Origin of the sequence: Nocardia rhizosphaerihabitans (assembly GCF_014646295.1) — a bacterium.
Lineage (GTDB): Bacteria > Actinomycetota > Actinomycetes > Mycobacteriales > Mycobacteriaceae > Nocardia > Nocardia rhizosphaerihabitans.
Window position 1 is genome coordinate 70,697 of record NZ_BMNE01000010.1, and the last position, 24,684, is coordinate 95,380.

A 24,684-nucleotide genomic window follows, 5' to 3' on the forward strand; every position below is an offset into this window, starting at 1 on the left:
AGAGAAATCATGACATCAGCGGCATCGCTCGGTGTGACCCTGTTGGCAGAGGGGTCCATCGATTTCAACGTCTCCGGGGTGATCGACCAGTTCTGGCGATTGACCGTCGACGGACTCACCTACGGATCGATCTACGCGCTGGTCGCCGTCGGCTACACCCTGGTCTACGGCGTGCTGCGACTGATCAACTTCGCGCATTCCGAGATCTTCATGCTCGGCATGTTCGGTACCTACGTGGGGCTGGAGCTGCTCGGCTTCGCCCCCAGCGGCAACGCGTACTCCCAGGGCGTCCTGCTGACGGTGACCTATCTCGGCTTGGCGATGCTGTTCGGCATGCTGGTCTCGGGCATCGCCGCGATCGGGCTCGAACGGGTGGCCTACCGCCCGCTGCGCAGGCGCGGAGCCAAACCGCTGGCGTTCCTGATCACCGCGATCGGCATGTCGTTCGTGATCCAGGAGTTCGTCCACTACATCCTGCCCAAGATCAAGCCGGGTCTCGGCGGCTCCAACGCCCAGACCGGTATCCGGCTGGTGGAGCCGAAGGTGCAGTTCACCTTCCTCGGCGCGCAGGTCACCAACGTGGCGCTGGTGATCTTCGCCGCGGCCATCGTGCTCGCGATCACCACCGAGATCCTCATCAACAGAACCAAATTCGGCCGCGCCATCCGCGCGGTGGCCCAGGATCCCGACACCGCCACCCTGATGGGTGTCTCGCGCGAGCGGGTGATCGTGCTGACCTTCCTCATCGGCGGCCTGCTGGCCGGTGCGGCCGCGATGCTGTACACGCTCTACATCCCCACCGGGATCATCTTCTCCGGCGGTTTCATTCTCGGTATCAAGGCTTTCAGCGCCGCGGTGCTCGGCGGTATCGGCAACCTGCGCGGCGCGCTGCTCGGCGGCATGATCCTCGGCGTCGCCGAGCAATACGGGCAGATCCTGTTCGGCAACGAATGGCGTGACGTGGTTGCGTTCGTTCTGCTGGTGACCGTGCTGATGTTCCGGCCGACCGGCATCCTCGGCGAGAGCCTGGGGAGGGCGCGCGCATGACCGACCTGACGAAAACTCCGGTGAAGGACCAGGATCGGCGCGGCCTCGGCGACGCGATCCGCGACTGGTGGGACGGTCTGTCCCGGCCGGGTCAATGGGCCGTCGGCGTGCCGGTCATCGCCGTGCTGGCGATCCTGCCGCTGTACCCGCCCCCGCTGATCGACACCCCGGGCGTGAGTTTCGGCGGCGTGATGGCGCAGTTCGCGATGTACGCGCTGATCGCCATCGGCCTGAACGTGGTCGTCGGCCAGGCCGGTCTCCTCGACCTCGGCTATGTCGGTTTCTACGCTGTCGGCGCCTACACGGTCGGCCTGCTGACCAGTCCGAACAGTCCGTGGAACCAGACCGACGGCGGCTGGCTCGATCCCAGCTGGGCGTGGCTGGCGTGCCTGCCGATCGCGGTCGCGCTGACCGCGTTCGCCGGTCTCGTGCTCGGCGCGCCGACCCTGCGGCTGCGCGGCGACTATCTGGCGATCGTGACGCTGGGCTTCGGTGAGATCGTCCGCCTGATGGCCGACAACCTCGAGGAACTGACCAACGGCAGCCTCGGGTTGTCCAAGATCGCCTACCCGGAGGTCGGCGAATCGGAAGCGCATCCCGGTGGCTACTTCTCTCCGGGCAACCTCGGTGATCCCGACAGCTCGAACCCGCTGGAGCGGGCCAACAACGGCACCTGGTGGTTCTGGCTCGGCATGGCGCTGGTTGTCGTGGTCCTGCTGGTCATCGGCAACCTCGAGCGCAGCCGGGTCGGCCGCTCCTGGGTCGCGATCCGCGAGGACGAGGACGCCGCCGAGATCATGGGCGTGCCGACCTTCAAGTTCAAGCTGTGGGCCTTCGTGATCGGCGCCTCCGTCGGCGGTCTGTCGGGCGCCATGTACGCCGGTCAGGTCACCTATGTGAACCCGAAGCAGTTCGACATCATCTTGTCGATGCTGTTCCTGTGCGCCGTCGTGCTCGGCGGCTCGGGCAACAAGCTCGGCGTGATCGTCGGCGCCTTCCTCATCGCGTACCTGCCGATGCGGTTGCAGTCGGTGCAGCTGGTGTCGAGCGAGTCGACCGGCTATCTGCTGCTCGGGCTCGATATCGCGCTGCTGGTCGGCCTGTGGTTGCTGTGGCGGTGGCGCGGTGCCGCGCTCGGCGTGTGGGCCAGGCGCGGGGTGATCACCGTGTCGATCTTCGCGGTGGTCTTCGGCCTGCTGCTGCTGGGCAGCGTGCTGCTGTTCCGTAAGGGCGGCGCGCAGACTCTCGGTGACCTGAAGTACTTCTACTTCGGCATCGCGCTGGTGGTGATGATGATTCTGCGGCCACAGGGTCTGTTCCCGGTGCGGCAGAAACTGCTCACCTACGGCAGGCAGGTGTACCAGGCGGTCGTGCGCAAGCCGGCGGCCGAACTGATCGGAGCAGGGCGATGACGGGGCCGGGCGCAGGGGACGCGCTGTACGACAACGAGGACATGTCGGCCGGGTACAAGCCAGCGCCGGAGGTCGAACCGGCAGGCGAGGTCGACGTCACCGCGGTGCTGCCCGAACTCGGCGATGCCGAGACGGTCGCCGAGGTGGTCGCGCCGCATCGCGCGATCGACACCGAGGTGGGCGAGGCGCTGCTGCGCACCGACGGCCTGACGGTGAAGTTCGGCGGTCTGACCGCACTGGACGGGGTCAGCTTCGAGATCCGCCGCGGCGAGATCCTCGGCCTGATCGGCCCGAACGGCGCGGGCAAGACCACCTGCTTCAACGCGATCACCGGTGTCTACAAGCCCGCGGCGGGCAGCGTGCACTTCGACGGGCGGCCGCTGGCCAAGACCAAACGCAACGAGATCACCCGCCTCGGCATCGCGCGCACGTTCCAGAACGTGCGGCTGTTCGGGGAGATGACGGCGCTGGAGAACGTGGTCGTCGGCACCGACGCCCGCCACACCACCTCGGTGCCCGGCGCGGTGTTCCGCACGCCGAAGCACCGGCGCGAGGAGCGCGACGCCATCGAGCGTGGCATGGCGCTGCTCGAGTTCGTCGGTATCGCGCCGCGGGCGGTGGAGAAGGCGCGCAACCTCTCCTACGGCGATCAGCGCAGGCTCGAGATCGCGCGGGCGCTGGCGACCGAGCCGAAGCTGCTGTGTCTGGACGAACCGGCCGCCGGATTCAATCCCAGCGAGAAGTCGGCGCTGATGGATCTGATCCGCAAGATCCGCGACGACGGCTACACCGTGCTGCTGATCGAGCACGACATGCGCCTGGTGATGGGCGTGACCGACCGGATCGTGGTGCTCGAGTTCGGCCGCAAGATCGCCGACGGCCTGCCCGCCCAGGTGCGGGAGGATCCGGCGGTCATCGCGGCCTATCTCGGTGTGCCCGACGCGGACACGGTCGAAGAGGTGCGCGAGGGGGCAGGCGCCGCCGCCACGGAGGAAGCGGCGCCGACGCAGGCGCCTGCCACGGTGGTGGAAGCGGCGCGCGAGGAGCCCGAGGCCGTTGTCGAGCAGCGCGTGCCGCTGCTCGAGGTCCGCGACATGGTCGTGAACTACGGCAGAATCGAAGCGCTGCACGGGATCTCGCTGTCGGTCGACCAGGGTGAGCTGATCACCCTGCTCGGCGCCAACGGCGCGGGCAAGACGACCGCCATGCGCGCGCTGTCGGGTCTGCTGCCGCTCACCTCGGGCAAGATCCTGTTCGAGGGCAAGGACATCACCTCGATGAAGGCCCACGACCGGGTGGTCCACGGCTTGATCCAGGCGCCGGAAGGCCGCGGCGTGTTCCCCGGCATGACCGTGGCGGAGAACCTCGACATGGGTTGCTACGGCAGGCCTTTCGAGCAGAAATCCGAGTACCAGCAGACGCTGGACTGGATCTTCGAACTGTTCCCCCGCCTGGCCGAACGCCGCAAACAGGTCGGCGGCACGCTCTCCGGCGGCGAACAGCAGATGCTGGCCATCGGCCGCGCCCTGATGGCCCGCCCGAAGCTGCTGCTGCTCGACGAGCCGTCGATGGGTCTGGCCCCCATGGTGATCCAGCAGATCTTCAAGATCATCAGCGAGATCAACCGCCAGGGCACCACGGTCCTGCTCGTCGAACAGAACGCCCAGCAGGCCCTGACCCGCAGCGACCGCGCCTACATCCTGGAAACCGGCGAGGTCACCAAGACCGGAGCGGGCTCAGCCCTGCTCACCGACCCCGCCGTGATGTCCGCCTACCTCGGCCACGACTGACCAGGAAATCGCCCGGAAATCGGCCCCTGTACCCGTCGCTGAGCGGTACAGGGGCCGATGTCGTCGGCACCGCCCACCCCAGCGGGCGCGGTGCGTATTCGTCGATTTTTTCCGGCGGGTCGACCGGCTGGCGGCTACCGTTGACCTGTGACAGACGTCGCGCGTCCGTGGCGAATCTTCTTGAGCCACACCGGGGATCTTCGTGTCCGGCCGACTGGTCGGTCGTGGATCGACGCGGCCGAGGATGCGGTGAAGCAGTCACAGCACGCACCGGTCGATATGCGGTACTTCACCGCGGACGAACGACCGACCGCGCAGGTGTGTGTCGAAGCGGTACGCCAAGCCGATCTCTACGTCGGAATCATCGGCGCGCGTTATGGATCGCCGGTCCGTGACGATCCGAGCCGGTCCTATACCGAACTCGAATTCGACACTGCGACAGAGTCGGGAAAACACCGGTTGATGGTATTCGTCGAGAACGACCGGGTCGAACAGCGTCAGGTCGTCTTCCGGCACAAGATCCGGGAAAGTGGGTTGACCACGGTCGACGCGGTCGACCCCGCCGACCTGCAGGCCAAACTGCTGCAGGCGATCATGCGGCTGATGTTGCGCCTGGTCGACACACGGCAGGTCGACGTTGCTCGCCCGATTCCTCGCCAATTGCCCTTCGGGGGAACAGGATTCGTCGATCGGGTCGAGAGCAGATCCGTGCTGCTGTCGCGGGTGCGCGAGGAGAACCGCCGACGAATCGTGATCGTCGGCGGACCGCCCGGCGTCGGCAAGTCGAGCCTGGCCGTGCTGACCGCACGTGCGGCGCTGGCCAGATTTCCGGACGGACAGCTCTATATCGACCTGCAGGGCTACAGCGCTGCTCCGGCGGTCTCGACCTACGCCGCACTGGACCTGTTCATCCGATCCCTGGACGACAGTTGGCACGGTGACCGGGATTCCGACGAACAACTACTCGCCCAGCGATATCGGGGGCTGCTCGACGGTCGCAAGGTGCTGGTCCTGCTCGACAATGCCGGCTCCGCCGAGCAGGTGCGTCCCCTGCTGCCACCGCAGTCCTGCGCGGCAATCATCACGACCCGCAGTCCGTTGACCGGCTTGGTGGTCCACGACGGTGCGACGAGGATGACGCTGTCCCCGCTGGCTCCCATCGATGCGACCGAGCTGCTGGCCGCTGTGACCGAATCCGCCGACGACGATGCGGCCCGGGTCATCGCCCGATTGTGCGGCGGCCTCCCGCTGGCGTTGCGCATCGCGGCCGAGTACTCGGCTCTGTCCGGAATGTCGCTGTCTGAACTCGCTACCGAGCTGGGCCGTGAGCGGCACAAACTCGACACCCTGTCCGGATTGGACGGGGATCCAGCTACGGAGGTTCGTGTGGTGTTCTCCTGGTCCTATCGCAATCTGTCCGGTGATCTTCAGCGCGCGTTCCGGCTGACAGCGCTGCACCCCGGCGGTGAGTTCGGCTCGATGGCCGCGGCCGCGCTGCTGAACACCTCGCCGGATCGAGCGCGACGCACCTTGGACGCCCTTGTCGCCTTCAACGTCCTGGAACGCCCGGGGCTGGATCGGTACCGATTCCACGACCTGTTGCGCGAGTACGCGGTCGAGCGCGCCGAGGCCGAGGACGCCGTGGAGGTCCGACGCGAGGCTCTGGCCAGGGAATTGGATTGGTACCTGCGCTCCATCGACGCCGCGGATCGGCTGTTCGCGCCGTCGCGCCGGCATGTCCCGCTGGACCCGCCGTGGCCGGAGCTGCCGCCGGTGGGGTTCGGCGACTACGACGCTGCCCTGCGGTGGTGTGATGCCGAACGGGTGAACCTGGCCGCCGGAGTCCGCAGCGCGCTCGCGTCCGGACTGCCGAGCGTGGCCTGGCGGATCGCCCTCGCCGCCGCGACCTACTACAAGATTCGACGGCATTACAGCGACTGGCTTGCGCAGAGCGAGAACGCCGTCGAAGCCGCTCGCATGCTGGGCGATCTGTTCGCCGAGCAATGGTGTCTGACCAGCCTCGGCGGGGCATTGCTCGAGTCGGCACGTCCGGCCGACGCCTGGTCGGCCTTCTCGGACTCGCTGCGGATCAACCGCGAACTCGGCGCGAGGATCGGGGAGGGCATGGCATTGAACAACCTGGGGGAGACGGCGCTGGCGCTCGGTCGCGGAGCGCAGGCGATCGAGTTCGGCGAGGCCGCGCTGCACATCTGGCGCGAGGTGGGGGATGCCCGCAGCGAGGCGATCGTCCTGCACGAGGTGCTCGCGGCCGCCCGGTTCGACCGTGGCGAGTATGTCGAGGCGAAGTCCCTGCTCGACGATGCGCTGGCGGTGTGCCGAGACCTGGATCCACACGTCGAAGGGGTAGTCCGCCACGATATCGGGCGGACACTGGTGGCCATGTCGCGTCCGGCTGCGGCCCGATCGGCATTCGAGACCGCGGCTGCGGTGCGTCGCGAGAGCGGTGACCAGCTCGGTGCGGCTGAGACCCTGCAGACACTTGCCGAGCTGGAGGCGCAGGGCGGGCACCACGAGAGCGCCGTCGCGGCGCTGCTGAGAGCGTTGGCGATCTACCTCGAAACCGGGTCGGCGCAGGCGGACTCGGTGCGTGCGCGCCTTGCCGCACTCGGCTTCGAGGAAGATCACGGGTTGTGCTGAGCCGCCTCCCGTATCCGGGCCAGCGAGGTCCCACGACGGGCCAATCCGGCCTCGACCTTCGCTTCGATGTGGCTGATCAACGCGAAGAGATCGGCGCAGTACACCGAGGGGTTGCGAAAACCGGCGCCGGGGCGGTACCGGTGGGAGTACAGACCGCCGCCGCAGACGCGATGGTGCCGACATTGCCGGCACTTCGGCGCGAGTGCCGCGGCACCGATCTGTCGGGCCTGCAGGGCAGGCAGGCGCGCAACCTCGTCCAGGGAGTGCCGGAAGACGCTCATTCCGGTGGCCGCTGCACCTTCTCCCACCGCCTTCATGCTGTCTGCTTGCTCGTAGGAGCCGTCCGTCTCGATCACGACCAAGGCGATCGGGTTGAGTCCGAATGCCTCGTAGCTGGCACTGCCGCCGAGGAGCAGGTGGATGAGATCCTCGAACATCCGGACTTCGCATGGGCTCTCCGATGCGTCGAACCACGCGTCGAAGATCGGGATGAGCCAGTCCGCATAGGGCGTTCGCCCGTCCGCGTGACCCGAGCCCGGCGGCGGGTTCTCCCAGGTGCTGTGCGGCAGCAGGAAGTTCACGGCGGGAGTGCCGAGATCGAGCAGGCTCGCCCACACCGCGAGTGGATCGGCGGCCAGCTGCACCGTGCACAAGACGCCGCCGAACGATGCGCGCAGGCCCGGCCTGCCCATGAGGGTGATCGCTGCTGACGCGGCATCGTAGCTGGACCGGCCGTCGCGGAATCGGCGATGCAGGTCGTTGGCCGATCTGTCACCGTCGATGCTGACCCCGATGCCGATCTGCGCGTCGACCAAGCGTTCGGCAGTTCGCTGGTCGAGCAGGACGCCGTTGGTCTGGACGGAGGCCAGCACGCGCAGCGGGGCGACTCCGGCGCGGATGGTTTCGGTGATCCGGATGAGCAGATCCGGTCCGGTCAGCAGGGGCTCCCCACCGTGTAGCCGGATCGCGACTTCGTCGAGGTCGTGCGCTTGGGCGTGCTCGGCGATGCGATTCGCCACCGCCTCGACCACCGCATCGCTCATCCCGCGAGGCTGCTTCTGCCACGACTGATCGGCCAGGTGATAGACGTAGCAGTAGTCGCAGTCCAGGTTGCACCGGGACTGCACTTTCAGGATGAATTCCCGGAGCGGCTGTACGGGCGCGGCGGTCGCGGCGAAACCTGGCCACGGCAACTCGATCGGCACGTGGCGTAACCGTTACGACGCGCGACGCGGACGTGGAGTCAGGAGAGCGCGGGGATTGGTGTTGTGGGCGTAGGCGGTGCAGGCGTCGGATTCCGGGCTGTGCAACCGGGCGAGGGCGATGTCGAGTGCGGCGGCGGGGGTGGTGTCGACGGACGGTTTCATGGCGACTCCTAGCTGAAAAACTTTCCCCATCATCACATTTCGCCGTGTTCGTGGACAGATCGTTTCGTCCTCGAAGGCCTTACCACGGTGTGGCGCTGGCGCGTCGCGCTGTCAGTGGGGTGGACAGCGCGCGCTGCACTCTCCCGCCCGGTCGGCGACGCCCGCTCGGGACCGCAGTCTCGGGTACCCGCCGGCCCCGACCGGCGCGGCGGGGTTCGGGGGTGTCGGTGGTGGTCCCTACACTCATCCGGGTGAGTTCACCGACGACTGCGCAGGCATCGACAACGACCACCGATTCGGGCGGTGAGCGGCCTACGCTGCTGCTCCTGGACGGGCACTCGCTGGCCTATCGCGCGTTCTTCGCGCTACCGGCGGAGAACTTCAAGACCGTCACCGGGCAGACCACCAACGCGGTGTACGGGTTCACCTCGATGCTCATCAATCTGTTGCGTGACGAGAAGCCCAGCCATGTGGCCGCGGCGTTCGACGTGTCCCGCAAGACCTTCCGCACCGAGGCATACCCGGAGTACAAGGCCAATCGCAGTGCGACGCCCGACGAGTTCCGCGGCCAGGTCGAGCTCACGAAGGATGTGCTGGGCGCGCTCGGCATTCCCGTGATGGCGATCGACGGCTACGAGGCCGACGACGTGATCGCCACCCTCACCACCCAGGCCGCCGCCCACGGATACCGGGTCTTGATCGTCACCGGTGACCGCGATGCCATCCAGCTGGTCAACGACGACGTCACCGTCCTCTACCCGCGCAAGGGCGTCTCCGATCTCACCCGGTTCACCCCGGCCGAGGTGGAGACCAAGTACGGCCTCACCCCCGCGCAGTATCCGGACTACGCGGCGTTGCGTGGCGACCCGAGCGACAACCTGCCCGGCATCCCCGGCGTCGGCGAGAAGACCGCCGCCAAGTGGATCCGCGAATACGGCGACCTGGCCACCCTCGTCGACAAGGTCGACCAGGTGAAGGGCAAGGTCGGCGACGCGCTGCGCGCCAACCTGTCCAGCGTCGTGCTCAACCGCCAGCTCACCGAGATGGTGCGCGAGGTCCCGCTGCCCTACACGCCCGACCAGCTGGCGCAGGCGCCGTGGGACCGGGAGAAGATCCATCAGCTCTTCGACGACCTGGAATTCCGGGTGCTGCGCGACCGGCTGTTCGAAACCCTCGGCTCCGCCGAGCCCGAGGCCGAATCGGGCTTCGAGATCAGCGGTGGCGCCCTCGATCAGGGCGCGGTGGCCGACTGGCTGGCCGAGCACGCGAAAGCCGGTGTGCGCCAAGGTCTGTCGGTGGTCGGCACCGGCACCCCGGTGCACGGCGACGCCCGTGCCCTCGCGATCGCCGCCGGTGACGGCGAAGGCGGCTACATCGATCTCACCGTGCTCACCCCCGAGGACGAGGCGGCGCTGGGCGCCTGGCTGGCCGACCCGGCCGTGCCCAAGGCGCTGCACGAGGCCAAGTCCGCCGGGCACGCGCTGCGCGGTCGCGGCTTCACCCTGGCCGGCCTCACCACCGATACGGCGCTGGCGGCCTACCTGGTCCGGCCCGGCCAGCGCAGCTTCAACCTCGACGATCTGTCCCTGCGCTACCTCAAGCGCGAACTGCGCGTGGAGACCGGCGACACGGGTCAGCTCTCGCTGCTCGACGACGAGGACACCGTCGCCGCCGAGACCGCGCGCCAGGAGATGCTGCGCGCCCGCGCGGTCGCCGACCTCGCCGACGCGCTCGACACCGAACTGGCCGCGATCGAGTCGACCGCCCTGCTCGACGAGATGGAGCTGCCCCTGCTCGGCGTGCTCGGCCAGCTCGAAGAGGCGGGCATCGCCGTCGACGTGGCCCAGCTCGAGTCGCTGCAGCGCCAGTTCGCCGACCGGGTCGCCGAGGCGGCGAACTCCGCGTACGAGGTGATCGGCAAGCAGATCAACCTCGGCTCGCCCAAGCAGCTGCAGGTGGTGCTGTTCGACGAGCTCGACATGCCCAAGACCAAGCGCACCAAGACCGGCTACACCACCGACGCCGACGCGCTGGAATCGCTGTTCGAGAAGACCGGCCACGCCTTCCTCGAGCACCTGCTCGCGCACCGCGACGCGACCAGGCTCAAAGTGACCGTCGACGGCCTGCTCAAGTCGGTCGCCGACGACGGCCGCGTGCACACCACCTTCAACCAGACCATCGCCGCCACCGGCAGGCTCTCCTCGACCGAGCCGAACCTGCAGAACATCCCGATCCGCACCGACACCGGCCGCCAGATCCGCGACACCTTCGTCGTCGGCCCCGGCTACGCCGAGCTGATGACGGCCGACTACAGCCAGATCGAGATGCGGATCATGGCGCACCTGTCCGGCGACGAGGGCCTGATCGAGGCGTTCAACTCCGGCGAGGACCTGCACACCTTCGTCGCGTCCAAGGCCTTCGACATCCCGCTGTCGGAGGTGAACCCGGAGATGCGCCGCCGGATCAAGGCCATGTCCTACGGTCTGGCCTACGGCCTGAGCTCCTACGGCCTCTCGGCGCAGCTGAAGATCAGCACCGCCGAGGCCAAGGAGCAGATGGACGTCTACTTCGACCGCTTCGGCGGCATCCGCGACTACCTGGCCGAGGTCGTCGAGCAGGCCCGCAAGGTCGGCTACACCCAGACCCTGTTCGGTCGCCGCCGCTACCTGCCCGACCTGGATTCCAGCAACCGTCAGCGCCGCGAGGCCGCCGAGCGGATGGCCCTCAACGCCCCCATCCAGGGCACCGCCGCCGACATCATCAAGGTCGCCATGATCAATGTGCAGAACGCGATGCGTGAGGCCGGTCTGCGCTCGCGCATGCTCCTGCAGATCCACGACGAACTGGTCTTCGAGGTCGCCGACGGCGAACGCGAAGCACTGGAAGCCCTTGCCCGCGAACAGATGTCCTCGGCCATCGAACTCTCGGTGCCGCTGACGGTCTCCGTCGGCACCGGCCGCAGCTGGGACGCCGCCGCGCACTGACGTGGCCGACTCGGCACTGTGGGCACCGACCCGTCAGGATCGGTACCCACAGTGGCTGGGGAACGGAACGCTGGTTACGCGTTGACCGTCACCGCGTCGTCGGCGATCGAGTAGCTGATCGAACCGTTCTCGAAGTGGCTGATCTTGCCGCCGTCGATGTCCTGCTCGTCGGAGGTCGGGTAGCCCAGCCGGCCACCCGCGCCGCCCTCGGCTTCCCACGCCTGCCGGATGGCGCCGTACACGGTCTTGGCTCCTGTCGGCAGCGTGAAGTAGATGACGCCGCCGGTGAACTCCTGGAACTTGCCACCGTTGGGCGCGTCCTGCTCATCCGAGGTCGGTTCCCCCAGCGGGCTCGACACGCCACCAGCCTCGTTGTAGTGGTCGCCGATAGCTCCAGTGACTTCGAATGCCATATCGATTGATCCTTTCGCGCAGGTAACAATTGGTCGAGCGCGGCGACCGTAACGCGCGCTCGCCGGTTCCCCGGCGGCGACTCGCGGAGCGACCACGAACCGTCAAACACCGCTGACAGGGCTGGCGCCTTTGTCCAAGACGCGGGGGTCGCGCGGTCGTAGGGTGGGGTTGGTCGACCGAAGGAGTTGAGCATCATGACCGGATTCGTCGCGACCGCGCAGACCGAGATCAGCGCCTCTCCGCAGCGGGTATGGGACGTGCTGACCGACCCGGAGCAGATCCGCCGATTCATGTTCGGTGCCGAGGTACGCACCGATTGGCAGCCGGGTAGCCCGATCGTCTGGCAGGGCGAGTACGAGGGCAAGTCCTACGAGGACCGTGGCGAGATTCTCGTGGTCGAGCCGGGCCGGTTGCTGAAGGTCACCCACTACAGCCCGCTGAGCGGCCAGGACGACCTGCCCGAGAACTATCACACGCTCACCTACGAACTCGTCGGGGACGACACGACCACGCGGCTGTCGCTGAGCCAGGACAACAACGCCACCGAGGCGGAGGCCTCGCACGCGCGCGGGATGTGGACCACCCACGTCGAGGGGATCAAGGCCGCCGCCGAACGCGGCTGATTCCGGTGGCGCGAAACGCCTCGGCGCCGGGCGGCGGCAGCGACGGAATGTGGCAGCATCGGACACATGTCCGCTGACGTCATCGCGACCCCGCTGCCCGACTGCCCTGATATCGAGCAGGCCTTCGCGACGTCGTGGCCCGTGCGCCTCGGGGACACCGACGGCCACGACCGGCTGCGCCTGGACGCGGTGGCGCGGTATCTGCAGGACATCGGGTTCGATCATCTCGACGCCGTCGAGGACGGCGACGCGCACCAGGCGTGGATCGTGCGGCGCACCGTCATCGACGTCTACGAACCCATCGTCTTCGGCGACCGGGTGCACCTACGTCGCTGGGCCGACGCGCTGTCGAATCGCTGGTGCGACATGCGGATTCAGCTCAAAGGGGAGCGGGGCGGGCATATCGAGGCCGCCGCGTTCCTGATCCACATCGACCCGGTGGCCGGGCGTCCGGCGCGGATGAGCGACGCGTTCATGGCGCCGATGCTGGCCAGCACCACCGAGCACCGGCTGCGCTGGCGCGCCGCGCTCACCGAGCTCAACGGCGTCGCCGCGGAGGCGGTGTCGTTCCCGCTGCGGGTGACCGATGTGGACCGGCTCGGCCACGTCAACAACGCCGTCTACTGGGAGGCGGTCGAGGAAGCCCTCGCCGCGCACCCCGAGCACCACGAACTGCCGTACCGGGCGATCGTCGAGCATGTCGGCCCGGTGATGATGGGCGACAAGGTCGTCCTGCGTACCAGCCTGCAGCCCGGCAGCCTGCGCCTGCAGGTGGACGTCGACGGTTCGGCGCGGGCACTCGGTTCGGTCGAGCGACTGGCCGGCGACCGCTAGCGGTCGCGCGCGACCAACCTGGCCGACCCGCCCGCCAGATCCACCTCATCCCGCGGCGGCGCGCCGTCCGACGGAGTCTCCCGGTGCATCAGCGTGGTCAGCCGCTGCTCGAACTCGTGCTGCTTGGACCCCTGGAACATCGCCGTGAGGTGCTCGAATCCGGTCGCCGCCACCGCGGGCCCGGTGCGTTTGCGCGTCCACGGCAGCACACGCGTGCCGGTCAGCCGGTTGACCACCACCTCGAGCAGCGCGAGCAGGATCAGCAGGATCGCCAGCCCGGGGATCGTCATCGCGAAGACCGTACCCATGCATTCACGGTACCGGCCCCGGAGCGCGCGGTCGCTGAGCTGCGGTGATGGTACTCACGGGTAGACACGTCGAGGCGCTAAGTAGGTTGCGGTTTCGCGACGACCGCCCTATTCTCGAACCCGTGCCGAATCCCGCCGACCGCTTTGCCGCGCTGCTTGTCGCTGACCGCGACCGCGCGGCCGCTGCTGCGCAGACCGCGCAGGCAGCCACACGGCAGATTCTTCTCGTAGTAACCCGCCGTAGCGGGGTCTGATTCGGACCGGCCCCCTCGCTGCGGGCTGATTTTCATTGTTCTGCTGGTCCCACTGCCAACGAAGACGATCTTCGGGAAGACCTCACCTGCAATGACACTGCTGACACTGGACCGTGCCCTGTTCGACGCCGCCCCCAAGGGCCTGCGCGCCGAGACCATCGACCTGACCCCCGCCCAGTTCCTCGACCGGTACGCCCGGATCGAAGGACCGATCGCTCTCGGCGAATTCACTTGTTCCGGAACGGATTTCACCGCGACCCTGGAATTCGCCGACCACCTGCGCACTGTCATCGCGGCCGGTAGCCCGGTCGCCGCCATGACCTCGGCGCTCTACGACGAGGGCTACCCCCTCGAGATCCTGCAGTTCCACCAGCGCCGCACCGCCGATGGCACCGCCACCTTCGTGCAGTGCGAGTTCAACGGCAGGCGCGGCTGGGCCGCGGCCATGGCCGGCGACGGCGCCGAATCGACCGTGCGCGCCATGATCGCCTGCGTCAACCTGCTCGCCGGCTGATTCCGAACAGTTCGAAGGGCCCGTTCGCCTCACCAAAGGTGAACGGGCCCTTGACGTTTCGTGGCGCCTATTCGGCGGCGGGGGCCTGCTCGGCGATCTGCTTGCGGACCTCGTCCATGTCCAGGCCCTTGACCTGGGTCACCAGATCCTCGAGCGCGGCAGGCGGCAGCGCGCCCGGCTGGGCGAACACGAGCACGCCCTCGCGGAAGGCCATGATGGTGGGGATGGACTGGATGTTCGCCGCGGCGGCGAGTCCCTGCTCGGCTTCGGTGTCGACCTTGCCGTACACCACATCGGTGTGCTTGTCGGAGGAGGCCTCGTAGGTGGGTGCGAAGCTGCGGCACGGACCGCACCAGGAAGCCCAGAAATCGACGAGGACCACGTCGTTTCCGGTGATGACTTCGTCGAAGTTCTGCTGGGTCAGCGTCTGGGTGGCCATGACGTCCCTTCCTTGTCGGTGTCCTCGGCTGTAACGCCGCGGCGTCCCTCTATCTTCCACCGATCAGAATGCGCTCCTGCCGCGCCTCCCCGTCCCAGCGGCGAATGCCCACCACAACGGCCGGAAAATCCTTGTCGGCGGCCACCGCCTCGACCGCGTCGCCGAGCCGCTCCGGCGGCACCCGGCGGGCCAGCGTCACGTGCGGTGTCCACGCGTCGGGCCGCATGGTCGCGGGGACACCGGGGCAGGGTTCGACCAGGTGATAGACGCGTCGGTGCAGGGCGAGCAGCTCCTCGGTGACCACGACCGGGCGCACCAGGATCGGCCTGCGCGCCCCGAAGACCAGCAGCCCGCCCAGCCGGATCGGCAGCGGATGGAATTCGATCCCGGCCAGCGCGCGGTCGATGCGCGGCCAGATCTCGCGCGCCACCGCCACCGTCACATGCGGCCGGTGGGTGGCGCCACGGGGGCTGGCGATGCCCGCCTGCGCCAGCACCGCCCACTGTCTGCGGACCTCGTCCGCACCGTCGTCGTCCAGGAGCAACTCCACCGACTGCACCATGCTCTGCAGAAAGTAGTCGCTGTGGCGTGTCCCCGTGGCCAGGTCGGCCCCGACAGGCGCGAGGATGGAGGCGTGAACGGTGCGAAGGCGAGCCTGCGGCTCGGTGTGATCGACGGTGACGGAATCGGCCCCGAGGTGGTCGCCGCGACCCGGGCGGTCGTCGACGAGGCGATCGGCGCGGCGGGGCTGCGGCCGGTGGAGTGGGTGCCGCTGCTGATGGGCCACGAGGCCATCGCGGCCTGCGCCGACCCGCTGCCGGAGCAGACGTTGCGCGCGCTCGAAGAGCTCGATGCCTGGATCCTCGGCCCCCACGACAACGCGTCCTATCCCGCGGACATGCGGGTCGCGCCGGGCGGGGTCATCCGCAAGCGGCTCGGTCTCTACGCCAATATCCGGCCCGCGGTGGCGTTCGCCGGGGTGCGGTCGACGGCGCCGGACATCGACCTGGTCATCGTGCGGGAGAACAGCGAAGGCTTCTACGCCGACCGCAATATGTTCGCCGGGTCGGGGGAGTTCCGGCCGACGCCCGATGTGGCGATGGCGGTGGCGGTGATCACCCGGCAGGCGTGCGAGCGGATCGCGCATCAGGCGTTGCGGCTGGCGCAGGGCAGGCGCAAGCGAGTCACCGTGGTGCACAAGGCGAATGTGCTGCCGATGACGACCGGCCTGTTCCGCGACGTCTGCTATGAGGTGGCCGCGCAGTACCCGGACGTGCGGGTCGACGACGAGCATGTCGACGCGATGGCCGCGCACCTGGTCCGCGCGCCCGGCGAGTACGACGTGATCGTCACCGAGAACCTCTTCGGTGACATCCTGTCGGACCTGGCGGGCGAGCTGGCCGGCTCGCTCGGCATGGCCGCGTCGCTGAACTGTTCGGACACCAAGGCGATGGCCCAGGCCGTGCACGGCGCCGCGCCCGGACTGGCCGGACGCAATCGCGCCAATCCGGCGGCGCTACAGCTGTCGGCGGCGATGTTGTTGCGGTGGTTGGCCGTTCGCCACGACGACCGCGGACTCGACGACGCGGCCGACCGGATCACCCGTGCCGTCGCCGCCACTCTGGCGGCCGGAATCGCGACCGCGGATCTCGGCGGTCTGGCTTCCACCAGCGAATTCACCGAGCAGGTCGCAGCGCGCGTGCACCGTAGGTGAAGGGACCCCTTTCACATTGACTGATTAATCTTCGGTTACTGTCGCACCACGCTGTGTCCGGTTCGCATACATTGCCAAACAGGCGCTGACACGTGGCCGGCGTCGACGTGAAATGTGGAGGCTCCTTTGTCTGTTCGAACTGTTCTCGGCCGCGGCGCCGTGCGGCTGCTCTGTACGGTCGCCGGTGGCGCCCTGGTGCTGAGCGGCTGCACCACCAACACCGAGGGTGATACCGCCACGGTGACGAAGGTGTCGGTGGAGAAGGTCGACGCGCTCGCCGCCGCCGTCCCTGACAAGGTCAAGCAGGCAGGCAAGATCGTCGTCGGCGTCAACGTGCCCTACCAGCCGAACGAGTACAAGGACGCCGGCGGCAAGATCGTCGGCTTCGACGTCGACCTGCTCGACGCCGTCGCGAGCACCCTCGGACTGAAGGTCGACTACGTCGAATCCTCCTTCGAGAAGATCATTCCCGCGATTCAGGCGGGCACCTACGACGTGGGTATGTCCTCGATCACCGATTCGCGCGAACGCGAACAGCAGGTCGATTTCACGACCTATTTCTCCGCGGGCATCCAGTGGGCCCAGCAAACCGGTAAAGCCATCGATCCCGACAATGCGTGCGGCAAGAAAGTCGCCGTACAGTCCACTACGGTCGAGCACACCGAAGAGATTCCCGCCAAGAGCGCCAAGTGCGTCGCCGAGGGCAAGCCCGCCATCGATATGAAGGCTTTCGACGAGCAGAGCGCGGCCACCAACGCCCTGGTGCTCGGCCAGGTCGACGCGATGTCGGCCGATTCGCCGGTCACCGCCTACGCCATCAAGCAGAGCGAGGGCAAGATCGAGGCCGCGGGCCCGCTGTTCGATTCCGCGCCCTACGGCTGGGCCGTGCAGAAGGGCTCGCCGCTGGCGGTGTCGCTGCAGAAGGCGCTGCAGCACCTGATCGACAACGGCAAGTACGGCGAGATCACCACCAACTGGGGCGTCCAGGATGGTCAGATCAAGACCTCGGTGATCAACGGCGCAGTGAGCTGACGTGACCGAGAAGGACAAGACGGTGGAGGTGCCCGGACCGGGCACCGAACCCGAACCGATCAAAGCGGTCCCGCTGCGCAGGCCGGGCCGCTGGATCGCGGCGGCAATCATCCTGATCCTGGTGGGATTGTTCGTCTACGGAGCCGCGACGAATCCCGCCTACCGGTGGGACACCTACGGCAAGTACCTGTTCGACACCCGGATCACCGCGGGCGCGATCGTCACCCTGGAACTCACCGTGCTCGCGATGGCGATCGCGGTGGGTCTTGGCACGGTGCTCGCGGTGATGCGCCTGTCCCCGAACCCGGTGCTGCGCACCACCGCGTGGGTGTACCTGTGGATCTTCCGTGGCACCCCGGTGTTCGTGCAGTTGGTGTTCTGGGGTCTGGTGCCCTCGCTGTACAAGCAGATTCACCTCGGGGTGCCGTTCGGACCGCAGTTCTTCGAGTTCGACGTGCAGAACCTGCAGGCGGCGTTCCTGTTCGCGGTGCTCGGCCTCGGCCTCAACGAGGCCGCCTACATGGCCGAGATCGTGCGCGCCGGCATCAACTCGGTCGGCGAGGGCCAGCGTGAGGCGTCGGTGGCGCTGGGCATGTCGTGGACGCAGACCATGCGCCGCACCGTGCTGCCCCAGGCCATGCGGGTGATCATCCCGCCCACCGGCAACGAACTGATCGGCATGCTCAAGACCACCTCGCTGGTCACCGCGATCCCGCTCAGCACCGACCTGTTCGGCCGCGCCCGCGACATCTACGGCGTGAACTTCCAGCCGATCCCGCTGCTGCTCGTCTGTGCCACCTGGTACCTGGCGATCACCAGCGTGCTCATGGTCGGGCAGTACTACTTGGAGCGCTACTACTCGCGCGGTGCCACCCGGCAGCTGACGGCCAAGCAGCTCGAGGAACTGGCCACGGCGCAGGCGGCGGTGAAGGCGAAATGACCGAACCACAAGTGGCCGCACCGCCGATGGTGCTGGCCGATCGGGTGTGCAAGAACTTCGGCGCGTTGCAGGTGCTCAAGGGCATCTCGCTCGAGGTGCAGCGGGGCAAGGTGCTGACCCTGGTCGGGCCGTCCGGCTCGGGCAAGTCGACGTTCCTGCGCTGCATCAACCACCTCGAGCAGGTCAACGCGGGTCGGCTCTACGTCGACGGCGAGCTCGTCGGCTACCGGGAGAAGAACGGCAAGCTCTACGAGATGCATCCGCGCGATGCCGCGATCCAGCGTCGCGACATCGGCATGGTGTTCCAGCATTTCAACCTGTTCCCGCATCGCACCGCGCTGGAGAACGTGATCGAGGCGCCCACCCAGGTGCGCGGCATCCGCAAGGCCGAGGCGGTCGCCAGGGCCGAGGAACTGCTGGAACGAGTCGGGCTCTCGGCCAAACGCAACGCCTACCCTGCGCAGCTGTCCGGCGGTCAGCAGCAGCGCGTCGCGATCGCACGCGCGCTGGCGATGGACCCCAAGCTGATGCTGTTCGACGAGCCGACCTCGGCGCTCGACCCCGAGCTGGTCGGTGAGGTGCTCACCGTCATGCGCGAGCTCGCCGATTCGGGCATGACCATGCTCGTGGTGACCCACGAGATGGGCTTCGCCCGCGAGGTCGCCGACGAACTGGTGTTCATGGACGGCGGCGTGGTCGTGGAATCGGGTCCGCCGCGCGAGCTGCTGGCGAACCCGCAGCACGAGCGCACCAAGACGTTCCTGTCCCGGCTGCTCTGAGCTGACGAACGGCGACGGCCCCGCGGAATTCCGCGGGGCCGTCGCTCATTGCTGGGGGTTCTTCAGCATTTCCAGCGAGACCTGCGCCTGGGCGATGCGCCGGATGGTGGCCAGCGCGGTGTCACCGAGCACTGTCAACACCACGACAGCGTCGATGATGTCGTCGCGTCCGCCCGCGGCCAGCGCGGTCGTGACGTCGTTCTCCGCGATGACCCGCGCGCCGTCGAAATAGCTGGGCAGGGCTGTTTCGCCCCAGTCCGCGTAGCCCAGCTGCGCGAGCCGCACGAGCACCGAGGTGAGCGTGTTGATCGCCTCGGGGCTGGGTTTCATGTCCCAGCCGCGCCGGTCCATCTCCGCGCGCACGGTCGCCGACGCGCGTTCCCACTCCGTGTCGGCCGCGGGCGGGATCGGGGCGGAGATGCTGTCCTGGACCACGCCGAGCAGGCTGAACAGCGGCAGGTCGGGGGAGTCGACGGCGGCGAGGACCTCGCCGACGGTGGCCACGGGCAGCCCACCCACCTCGATCAGCGCGCGCACCAGCCGCAACCTGCGCAGATGGTCCTCGCCGTAGCTGGCCTGGTTCGGGCTGGTGCGTTCGCCCGGGGGTAGCAGGCCCTCGCGCAGGTAGTACTTGATCGTCGCCACCGCGATTCCACTGCGCTCGCTCAACTCCGAGATCCGCACAGTTCACCTCCGTTTTCCGCGTTCCCCCTTGCTTGCTTTCGCTCTAGCGGATAGTCTAGCTATCCATAACGGATAGTACAGCTATCTATCTTGGGAGATTCACCATGACTGCCCTCACAACCCTCGATCCGCTGCCGCGGCGGCAGGCCCGTCTGCATCGCCCACTGCTCTGGTTCGCCGCGGTCAACGCCGTGCTCACCGTTGTCGCCGTCGTCGGGATGCTGGTCGACGACCGGGTCATCGCGGGGTCGACCGCGTGGTTCAAGCCGACCAAGTTCGCGGTGTCGTTCCTGCTCTACAGCGTCGCGCTGGCGTGGCTGATCTCGTTGCGGTCCAAGCCATCCCGGCTCACCTGGTGGATGGCGACGGTGATCGTCGTCGCGGGCACGATCGAACAGCTGATCGTCGTCGGCCAGGTCGTGCGCGGCACCCGCAGCCACTACAACATGACAACGAGCTTCGACGCCGCCCTGTGGATCATCATGGGCAGCACCATCATCGTGCTCTTTCTCGCCACCATGGTCGTCGCCGCGCAGCTCTCGCTGACCAGAATCGGGGACGCGGCCACCACCTGGTCGATCCGGCTCGGCCTGGCGATCACGCTGGTCGGCCTGGCGCTGGGAAATCTGATGCCGAACCGCGAATCCGGGGTGGCCGACATCGCGGGCGCGCACACCGTCGGTGCGCCCGACGGCACGCCGGGCATGCCGGTGACCGGGTGGAGCACCACCGCCGGTGACCTGCGGATCCCGCACTTCTTCGGCATGCACGCCTTGCAGGCGCTGCCGCTGTTCGCCGCGCTGCTGGTACTCCTCGCGCCACGGATCCCGCTGCTGCGGGTTCTGCGCGTGCGGGTCGGCCTGGTCGTCACCATGGCCGCCGGCTACGCGGCGGTCCTCGCCCTGGTCACCTGGCAGGCCTTGCGCGGGCAGCCGCTGATCCACCCCGACCAGGCCACCCTGACCGTGGCCGCCGCGATTCTCACCGGCGTCGTGGCCGGCGCCCTGATCTCGGTCGCGAGCGCGATCGGCACCCGAAAGGTAGTCACCGCATGAGTACGCTGTTCGACCTGTCCTTCTTCGTAACCGTCCCGTTCTGGGCGCTGATGATCCTGGCGCCCACCTGGCGCTGGACCCGCACGATCATCGGCTCACCGTGGATCACGCTGGTGCCCTTGGTGATCTGGGCGATCGTCGCCGTCCCGATCCTCGGCGCGATGTGGTCCCTGGTGACCAACCCGTCCCTGCCCGCGATCACCGACGCCGTCGCCGACCCGGCTGTCCTGACGGCACTCTGGGCCCAGATCATCGCCTGGGACCTGTTCCTCGGCCGCTGGATCTACCTCGACAGCCGCGACCGGAACATCCATCCATTGCTGATGGCACCGCTGCTGATCGGCACGATCCTGTTGTCACCCATCGCCTTTCCGATCTACCTGGTGATGCGCGAGGTGGCAGGCCGGGGTGCGGAGCGGACGACGTCGACCGCCGTTGTTTCTACGCCCGCCGGGTGAGGACGACGCGGTCGGCGAGGCGCTCCGGTTCGCCGGGTGGGGTGAAGAAGAGCTCCATGACCGTCCGGTTCGGTGATTCGAGGCGGATCAGTGTCCGCATCGGGATGGTCTTGCCGACATTGGCCGGTCCGGTGATGCCCGGGTCGGTGAACTCGCCCGGCAGCGAGAGGTCGGGGTTGCCCGCGGTGCCCTTCGCGCCGCGATAGGCCATCGTCAGCGGAGTGACGCTGTCGAAGGTCGACCATTCGTAGCGGTCGTCGACGGGGGAGTAGCCGAGCAGGCCGAGCCGGTAGTACGGGCGGTCGCCGATCACGCCGGTGACCTCCTCGCGCAGGAAGTTGCCCCCGGTCTCGCCGATCCAGCTCCACCGCGAGACGGCATCGCGGGTGATCAGGGGAGCATCAGGGGTGCCGCCCGCCACGAAGGTGGACTTCTCGGCGGTCCATTCGCCGACCAGCTGGTTCAGCCGGGCATGTCCCGCGTCCTGCGCCGCGTGCTGCGTCGTCGTCGCCGTGGCGACGACGGTGTCCTCGGCGGCACACGAGGTGACTGACAGGGTGGCGGCGAGAACGATCGGAGCGAACGTGCGAAACAGTCCGGTGCGCATGGGAACTCTCTCAGTTGTCGTCGAAATCGGTGGCACGGGCGGTGGTTTCCCACTCCAGCACCTCGACACGGACCGAATCCAGGTGTCCGAGAATGGCATCGACCGCGTCGGAGCCCAGCGGCAGTCGCAGCGGGGTCTTGTCGGCGGCCAGTGCGGTCCGGATGGCCGCGGCGGCCTTGGCGGGGTCGCCGGGCTGGCGGCCGTCGCTGGTCTCGATCATGCGGCGGGTCCCGCCGACGGTGTCGGCGTAGGCGTCGGTCTCGGCGCTGAGTGTGGCGGCGCCGGGGCTCATCAGGCCGGTGCGGAAGCCGCCGGGCTCGACGATCAGCACCTTGATGCCGAACGGCTCGACTTCGTCGGCCAGTGCCTCGGAAAGGCCCTCGAGCGCGAATTTCGTGGCGCTGTAGGCGGAGAAGCCGGCGAAGGACAGCTGGCCGCCGAAGCTGCTCATCATCACGATCGCGCCGCTGCGCTGCGCGCGCATGTGCGGCAGCACCGCGCGGGTGAGGGCGGCCGGACCGAAGACATGCAGGTCGAACAGTTCGCGCAACTCGGCGTCGGTGGTCTCCTCGACGGCGCCGACCTGGGTGCGACCCGCATTGTTGACCAGGACATCGATGCGCCCGTGCCGGGCAACCACATCGGCGACGACCTCGTCGATGCGCGCGGTGTCGGTGACATCGAGGGCGATGGTCTCGAGCTGATCGGGGTGCGCGGCGACCAGATCATCCAGGGCCGTGGTGCGGCGGGCGACGGCGACGACGGTGTCGCCCGCCGCGATCGCCGCCTCGGCGATGGCACGGCCGAAGCCGCTGCTCGCGCCGGTGACCAGCCAGATCTGCGGGATGCTCATCAGATTCTCCTCTGCCCGTTGATGTTTCGCCGTAGATACTTCCGCCGTGCCGAGTGGGCGTCCAATATCCGTTGTGATAACCAAGGGTTATGGACGTGCACGGGCGCGACCTGCGCTACTTCGTCGCGGTCGCCGATCGGTTGAACTTCACCGCAGCCGCCGAGGCGCTGTACGTCTCGCAGCCCGCGCTCAGCAAACAGATTCGCAAGCTGGAAAGTCAGCTGGGCGCGGCGCTGTTCGTGCGTGACACCCGCTCGGTCGCGCTGACCTCGGTCGGCGAGGCGCTGCTACCGCAGGCTCGCCGGGTTCTCGTCGCGTGGGAAACGGCGGAGTCCGCGGTCGAATCCGCGAAGGCCGCCCAGCAGGCGGGGTTGTCGATCGGGATAAGTACCAGCCCCGGTCGCGGCATCCTGCCTGCGGTGCGCTCCCGATTCGCCACCGCGTTCCCCGACGCGAAACCTGTTCTGCGCCAGGTGAGCTGGGACGATCCGACAGCAGGCCTGGCCGACGGGTCCACCGATGTCGCCTTCGTCTGGCTTCCGCTGGCCGATGGCGACCGCTACCGCTGGCTGGTCGTGGCCACCGAACCGCGGCTGGTCGCACTCCCGGAAACCCACCCCCTCGCGGCGCGCGACAGCATCGCGTTCACCGAGCTCCTCGACGAGCCGTTCCTGGCGCTACCGACCTCGGCGGGCGTCCTGCGCGACTACTGGCTCGCGCTCGACGAACGCGCCGGACACCCGCCGGTCGTCGGCGCCGAGTATCGAGCGCGGAGGAGACCTACGAGGCGCTGGTCAACGGTGACGGAGTGGTCCTGGTCGCCACGGGCAACGCGCCGCTGATCGCCCACGTCGGTGTGGTGACCCGGCCGGTGACCGGCCTGAGCCCGGCCGAACTCGCCCTGGCCTGGCGGCACGACGACCATCGCCGGCTGGTGCGCGGGTACGTCGAAGCGTGCGCGTCGGCCACCGGGCATCGCCGCCGGTCGTAGGCGATTCACCCGATGGGCCGCTGCCCGAGCGCGATCCGCAGCTGGCCGAGCAGCACCTTCGCCGCTGGGCCGCCGGGACGGTCGGTGCGCCAGGCGATGGCGAGGCGGCCGTGGATTCGCGGTTCGACGATGGTGAGCGCGCGCACGCCGAACGCGGTCGCCTCGGCGGGCGTGAGCGCGGGGACGATCGCGGTGCCGAGACCACGGGCGGCCAGCCGGAGCAGCAAGGGGGGAGCGGCCGCCTCGAAGGCGATATGTGGCGTGAAACCAGCTGCGGTGCAAGAGCGTTCGAAGACACCGCGCAGTCCGGTTCCGGCGGGCAGGCAGATGAGCCGCCGATCGGTCAACGCCGCCAGGGTGATCGTGCCCGCCGACTCGGCGGGATCGGCCGGTGCGTCGAGCGCGACAGCGGCGACGAGTGGCGTCTCCAGAATCACCTCGAGGCCCATCCCGGGATCCGGTGCGGCGCCGGTCAATCCGACCAGGGCGATGTCTAGCTCGCCGCGTTCGAGTGCGGCCAGCATCCGCTCGGCGGTGTCCTCGGTAAGGCTGATGCCGACCCGCGGGTGGTCGTGGTGGAAATCGGCGAGCACGCCGGCGACATCGAATTCCTCGGTGGCCGCGCCGGAGATCACCCCGAGCCGCACGTGCCCGCGCAACAGCCCGGTGAATTCCTGGACCGTCTCGTCGATGCGGTCTGCCGCCGCCAGCGCGGCTCGCGCGTGTTCGAGCACGGCGGCGCCGACCTCGGTCGGTGTGACGGTGCGGGCGCCGCGGTCGAGCAGGCGCTGGCCGAGTTCGCGCTCCAGCTGCCTGATCTGCGCGCTGAGACCCGGCTGCGTCAGGTGCAGGCGTTCGGCCGCCCTGGTGAAGCCGCCCTCGTCGACGACCGTCACGAGATAGCGCAGCTGCCGCAGTTCCATGGTG

At 68.3% G+C, this 24,684-nt stretch carries 26 protein-coding genes and 1 pseudogene; 17 read left to right on the forward strand and 10 right to left on the reverse strand.

The annotated features are described in order from the left end of the window. Positions 1–9 precede the first annotated feature (9 nt). The 5 genes and pseudogenes from IEY60_RS30615 (at position 10) to IEY60_RS30630 (ending at position 6,907) form a co-directional block, all read left to right on the forward strand. Positions 10–1,047, forward strand: a complete 1,038-nt coding sequence (locus tag IEY60_RS30615) for a branched-chain amino acid ABC transporter permease (RefSeq protein ID WP_189033994.1) — start codon at positions 10–12, stop codon at positions 1,045–1,047. Next, complete coding sequence (locus IEY60_RS30620) at positions 1,044–2,459, forward strand: branched-chain amino acid ABC transporter permease (RefSeq protein ID WP_189033995.1); 1,416 nt, start codon at positions 1,044–1,046, stop codon at positions 2,457–2,459. The genes IEY60_RS30615 and IEY60_RS30620 overlap by 4 nt, the downstream gene beginning before the upstream one ends. After that, positions 2,456–3,406, forward strand: a pseudogene (locus tag IEY60_RS36080) (ABC transporter ATP-binding protein); the annotation flags it as partial. The gene IEY60_RS30620 and the pseudogene IEY60_RS36080, both read left to right, overlap by 4 nt. A gap of 147 nt (positions 3,407–3,553) precedes the next feature. Then, positions 3,554–4,249, forward strand: a complete 696-nt coding sequence (locus tag IEY60_RS36085; RefSeq protein ID WP_229740293.1) for an ABC transporter ATP-binding protein — start codon at positions 3,554–3,556, stop codon at positions 4,247–4,249. A 147-nt stretch (positions 4,250–4,396) separates the two neighbouring features. Further along, positions 4,397–6,907, forward strand: coding sequence for a tetratricopeptide repeat protein (locus IEY60_RS30630; RefSeq protein ID WP_189033997.1), 2,511 nt, complete (start codon positions 4,397–4,399; stop codon positions 6,905–6,907). Here IEY60_RS30630 and IEY60_RS30635 read toward each other — a convergent pair. Beyond that, positions 6,892–8,112, reverse strand: a complete 1,221-nt coding sequence (locus IEY60_RS30635) for an FxsB family cyclophane-forming radical SAM/SPASM peptide maturase (RefSeq protein ID WP_189033998.1) — start codon at positions 8,110–8,112, stop codon at positions 6,892–6,894. The two genes, IEY60_RS30630 and IEY60_RS30635, sit on opposite strands and share 16 nt — an antisense overlap. Positions 8,113–8,124: 12 nt before the next feature. Next, positions 8,125–8,274, reverse strand: coding sequence for a hypothetical protein (locus IEY60_RS30640; protein WP_189033999.1), 150 nt, complete (start codon positions 8,272–8,274; stop codon positions 8,125–8,127). Between the two features lie 251 nt (positions 8,275–8,525). Between IEY60_RS30640 and polA the strand changes: the two genes are divergently transcribed. Beyond that, entirely contained in the window at positions 8,526–11,258 is a 2,733-nt protein-coding gene (gene polA / locus IEY60_RS30645; protein ID WP_189034000.1) for a DNA polymerase I, read from the forward strand. 74 nt (positions 11,259–11,332) lie between these two features. On the opposite strand, the gene IEY60_RS30650 is transcribed toward polA, so the two are convergent. Continuing rightward, complete coding sequence (locus IEY60_RS30650; RefSeq protein ID WP_189034001.1) at positions 11,333–11,671, reverse strand: LGFP repeat-containing protein; 339 nt, start codon at positions 11,669–11,671, stop codon at positions 11,333–11,335. Positions 11,672–11,866: 195 nt separating this feature from the next. Between IEY60_RS30650 and IEY60_RS30655 the strand changes: the two genes are divergently transcribed. Further along, the gene (locus IEY60_RS30655) at positions 11,867–12,295 is read left to right on the forward strand and encodes an SRPBCC domain-containing protein (protein WP_189034002.1); all 429 of its coding nucleotides are present in this window, start codon (positions 11,867–11,869) and stop codon (positions 12,293–12,295) included. A gap of 66 nt (positions 12,296–12,361) precedes the next feature. Next, positions 12,362–13,129 carry an acyl-[acyl-carrier-protein] thioesterase gene (locus IEY60_RS30660; RefSeq protein WP_189034003.1) on the forward strand — a complete coding sequence of 256 codons (768 nt, stop codon included), beginning with the start codon at positions 12,362–12,364 and terminating at the stop codon, positions 13,127–13,129. On the opposite strand, the gene IEY60_RS30665 is transcribed toward IEY60_RS30660, so the two are convergent. Further along, on the reverse strand, positions 13,126–13,437 hold the full coding sequence (locus tag IEY60_RS30665; RefSeq protein WP_189034004.1) for a DUF6191 domain-containing protein: 312 nt from the start codon (positions 13,435–13,437) through the stop codon (positions 13,126–13,128). The two genes, IEY60_RS30660 and IEY60_RS30665, sit on opposite strands and share 4 nt — an antisense overlap. 345 nt (positions 13,438–13,782) lie before the next feature. On the opposite strand from IEY60_RS30665, the gene IEY60_RS30670 reads away from it, so the two are divergent. Beyond that, positions 13,783–14,205: a 2-isopropylmalate synthase gene (locus IEY60_RS30670; protein WP_189034005.1), complete on the forward strand. Its 423-nt coding sequence runs from the start codon at positions 13,783–13,785 to the stop codon at positions 14,203–14,205. Between the two features lie 67 nt (positions 14,206–14,272). Here the strand turns inward: IEY60_RS30670 and trxA are convergent, their stop codons facing one another. After that, on the reverse strand, positions 14,273–14,644 hold the full coding sequence (gene trxA, locus IEY60_RS30675; RefSeq protein WP_189034006.1) for a thioredoxin: 372 nt from the start codon (positions 14,642–14,644) through the stop codon (positions 14,273–14,275). Between the two features lie 49 nt (positions 14,645–14,693). Beyond that, positions 14,694–15,194, reverse strand: coding sequence for a 2'-5' RNA ligase family protein (locus tag IEY60_RS30680; protein WP_308426144.1), 501 nt, complete (start codon positions 15,192–15,194; stop codon positions 14,694–14,696). A gap of 84 nt (positions 15,195–15,278) precedes the next feature. Between IEY60_RS30680 and IEY60_RS30685 the strand changes: the two genes are divergently transcribed. The 4 genes from IEY60_RS30685 (at position 15,279) to IEY60_RS30700 (ending at position 19,109) form a co-directional block, all read left to right on the forward strand. Beyond that, positions 15,279–16,358 carry an isocitrate/isopropylmalate dehydrogenase family protein gene (locus IEY60_RS30685; protein WP_189034008.1) on the forward strand — a complete coding sequence of 360 codons (1,080 nt, stop codon included), beginning with the start codon at positions 15,279–15,281 and terminating at the stop codon, positions 16,356–16,358. Positions 16,359–16,484: 126 nt separating this feature from the next. Then, a complete protein-coding gene (locus IEY60_RS30690; protein ID WP_229740273.1) occupies positions 16,485–17,390 on the forward strand; it encodes an ABC transporter substrate-binding protein in 906 nt (301 codons plus the stop codon). 1 nt (position 17,391) lies between these two features. Then, positions 17,392–18,330: an amino acid ABC transporter permease gene (locus tag IEY60_RS30695; protein ID WP_189034009.1), complete on the forward strand. Its 939-nt coding sequence runs from the start codon at positions 17,392–17,394 to the stop codon at positions 18,328–18,330. Between the two features lie 26 nt (positions 18,331–18,356). Then, positions 18,357–19,109, forward strand: a complete 753-nt coding sequence (locus tag IEY60_RS30700) for an amino acid ABC transporter ATP-binding protein (protein ID WP_189034129.1) — start codon at positions 18,357–18,359, stop codon at positions 19,107–19,109. A gap of 45 nt (positions 19,110–19,154) precedes the next feature. On the opposite strand, the gene IEY60_RS30705 is transcribed toward IEY60_RS30700, so the two are convergent. After that, positions 19,155–19,793, reverse strand: a complete 639-nt coding sequence (locus IEY60_RS30705) for a MerR family transcriptional regulator (RefSeq protein ID WP_189034010.1) — start codon at positions 19,791–19,793, stop codon at positions 19,155–19,157. 104 nt (positions 19,794–19,897) lie between these two features. On the opposite strand from IEY60_RS30705, the gene IEY60_RS30710 reads away from it, so the two are divergent. Continuing rightward, on the forward strand, positions 19,898–20,848 hold the full coding sequence (locus IEY60_RS30710; RefSeq protein WP_189034011.1) for a hypothetical protein: 951 nt from the start codon (positions 19,898–19,900) through the stop codon (positions 20,846–20,848). Continuing rightward, positions 20,845–21,306, forward strand: coding sequence for an ABA4-like family protein (locus tag IEY60_RS30715; RefSeq protein ID WP_189034012.1), 462 nt, complete (start codon positions 20,845–20,847; stop codon positions 21,304–21,306). The genes IEY60_RS30710 and IEY60_RS30715 overlap by 4 nt, the downstream gene beginning before the upstream one ends. On the opposite strand, the gene IEY60_RS30720 is transcribed toward IEY60_RS30715, so the two are convergent. Both IEY60_RS30720 and IEY60_RS30725 read right to left on the reverse strand, forming a co-directional pair. After that, positions 21,290–21,913: a DUF1579 family protein gene (locus IEY60_RS30720; RefSeq protein WP_189034013.1), complete on the reverse strand. Its 624-nt coding sequence runs from the start codon at positions 21,911–21,913 to the stop codon at positions 21,290–21,292. The two genes, IEY60_RS30715 and IEY60_RS30720, sit on opposite strands and share 17 nt — an antisense overlap. A 10-nt stretch (positions 21,914–21,923) precedes the next feature. Further along, positions 21,924–22,766: an oxidoreductase gene (locus IEY60_RS30725; protein ID WP_189034014.1), complete on the reverse strand. Its 843-nt coding sequence runs from the start codon at positions 22,764–22,766 to the stop codon at positions 21,924–21,926. An 89-nt stretch (positions 22,767–22,855) separates the two neighbouring features. Here IEY60_RS30725 and IEY60_RS30730 point away from each other — a divergent pair, with 89 nt between their 5' ends. Both IEY60_RS30730 and IEY60_RS36090 read left to right on the forward strand, forming a co-directional pair. After that, on the forward strand, positions 22,856–23,608 hold the full coding sequence (locus IEY60_RS30730) for a LysR family transcriptional regulator (protein ID WP_229740274.1): 753 nt from the start codon (positions 22,856–22,858) through the stop codon (positions 23,606–23,608). Further along, positions 23,575–23,757: a hypothetical protein gene (locus IEY60_RS36090; protein WP_229740275.1), complete on the forward strand. Its 183-nt coding sequence runs from the start codon at positions 23,575–23,577 to the stop codon at positions 23,755–23,757. The genes IEY60_RS30730 and IEY60_RS36090 overlap by 34 nt, the downstream gene beginning before the upstream one ends. A gap of 5 nt (positions 23,758–23,762) precedes the next feature. Here the strand turns inward: IEY60_RS36090 and IEY60_RS30735 are convergent, their stop codons facing one another. Beyond that, entirely contained in the window at positions 23,763–24,680 is a 918-nt protein-coding gene (locus tag IEY60_RS30735) for a LysR family transcriptional regulator (protein WP_189034015.1), read from the reverse strand. Positions 24,681–24,684 lie beyond the last annotated feature (4 nt).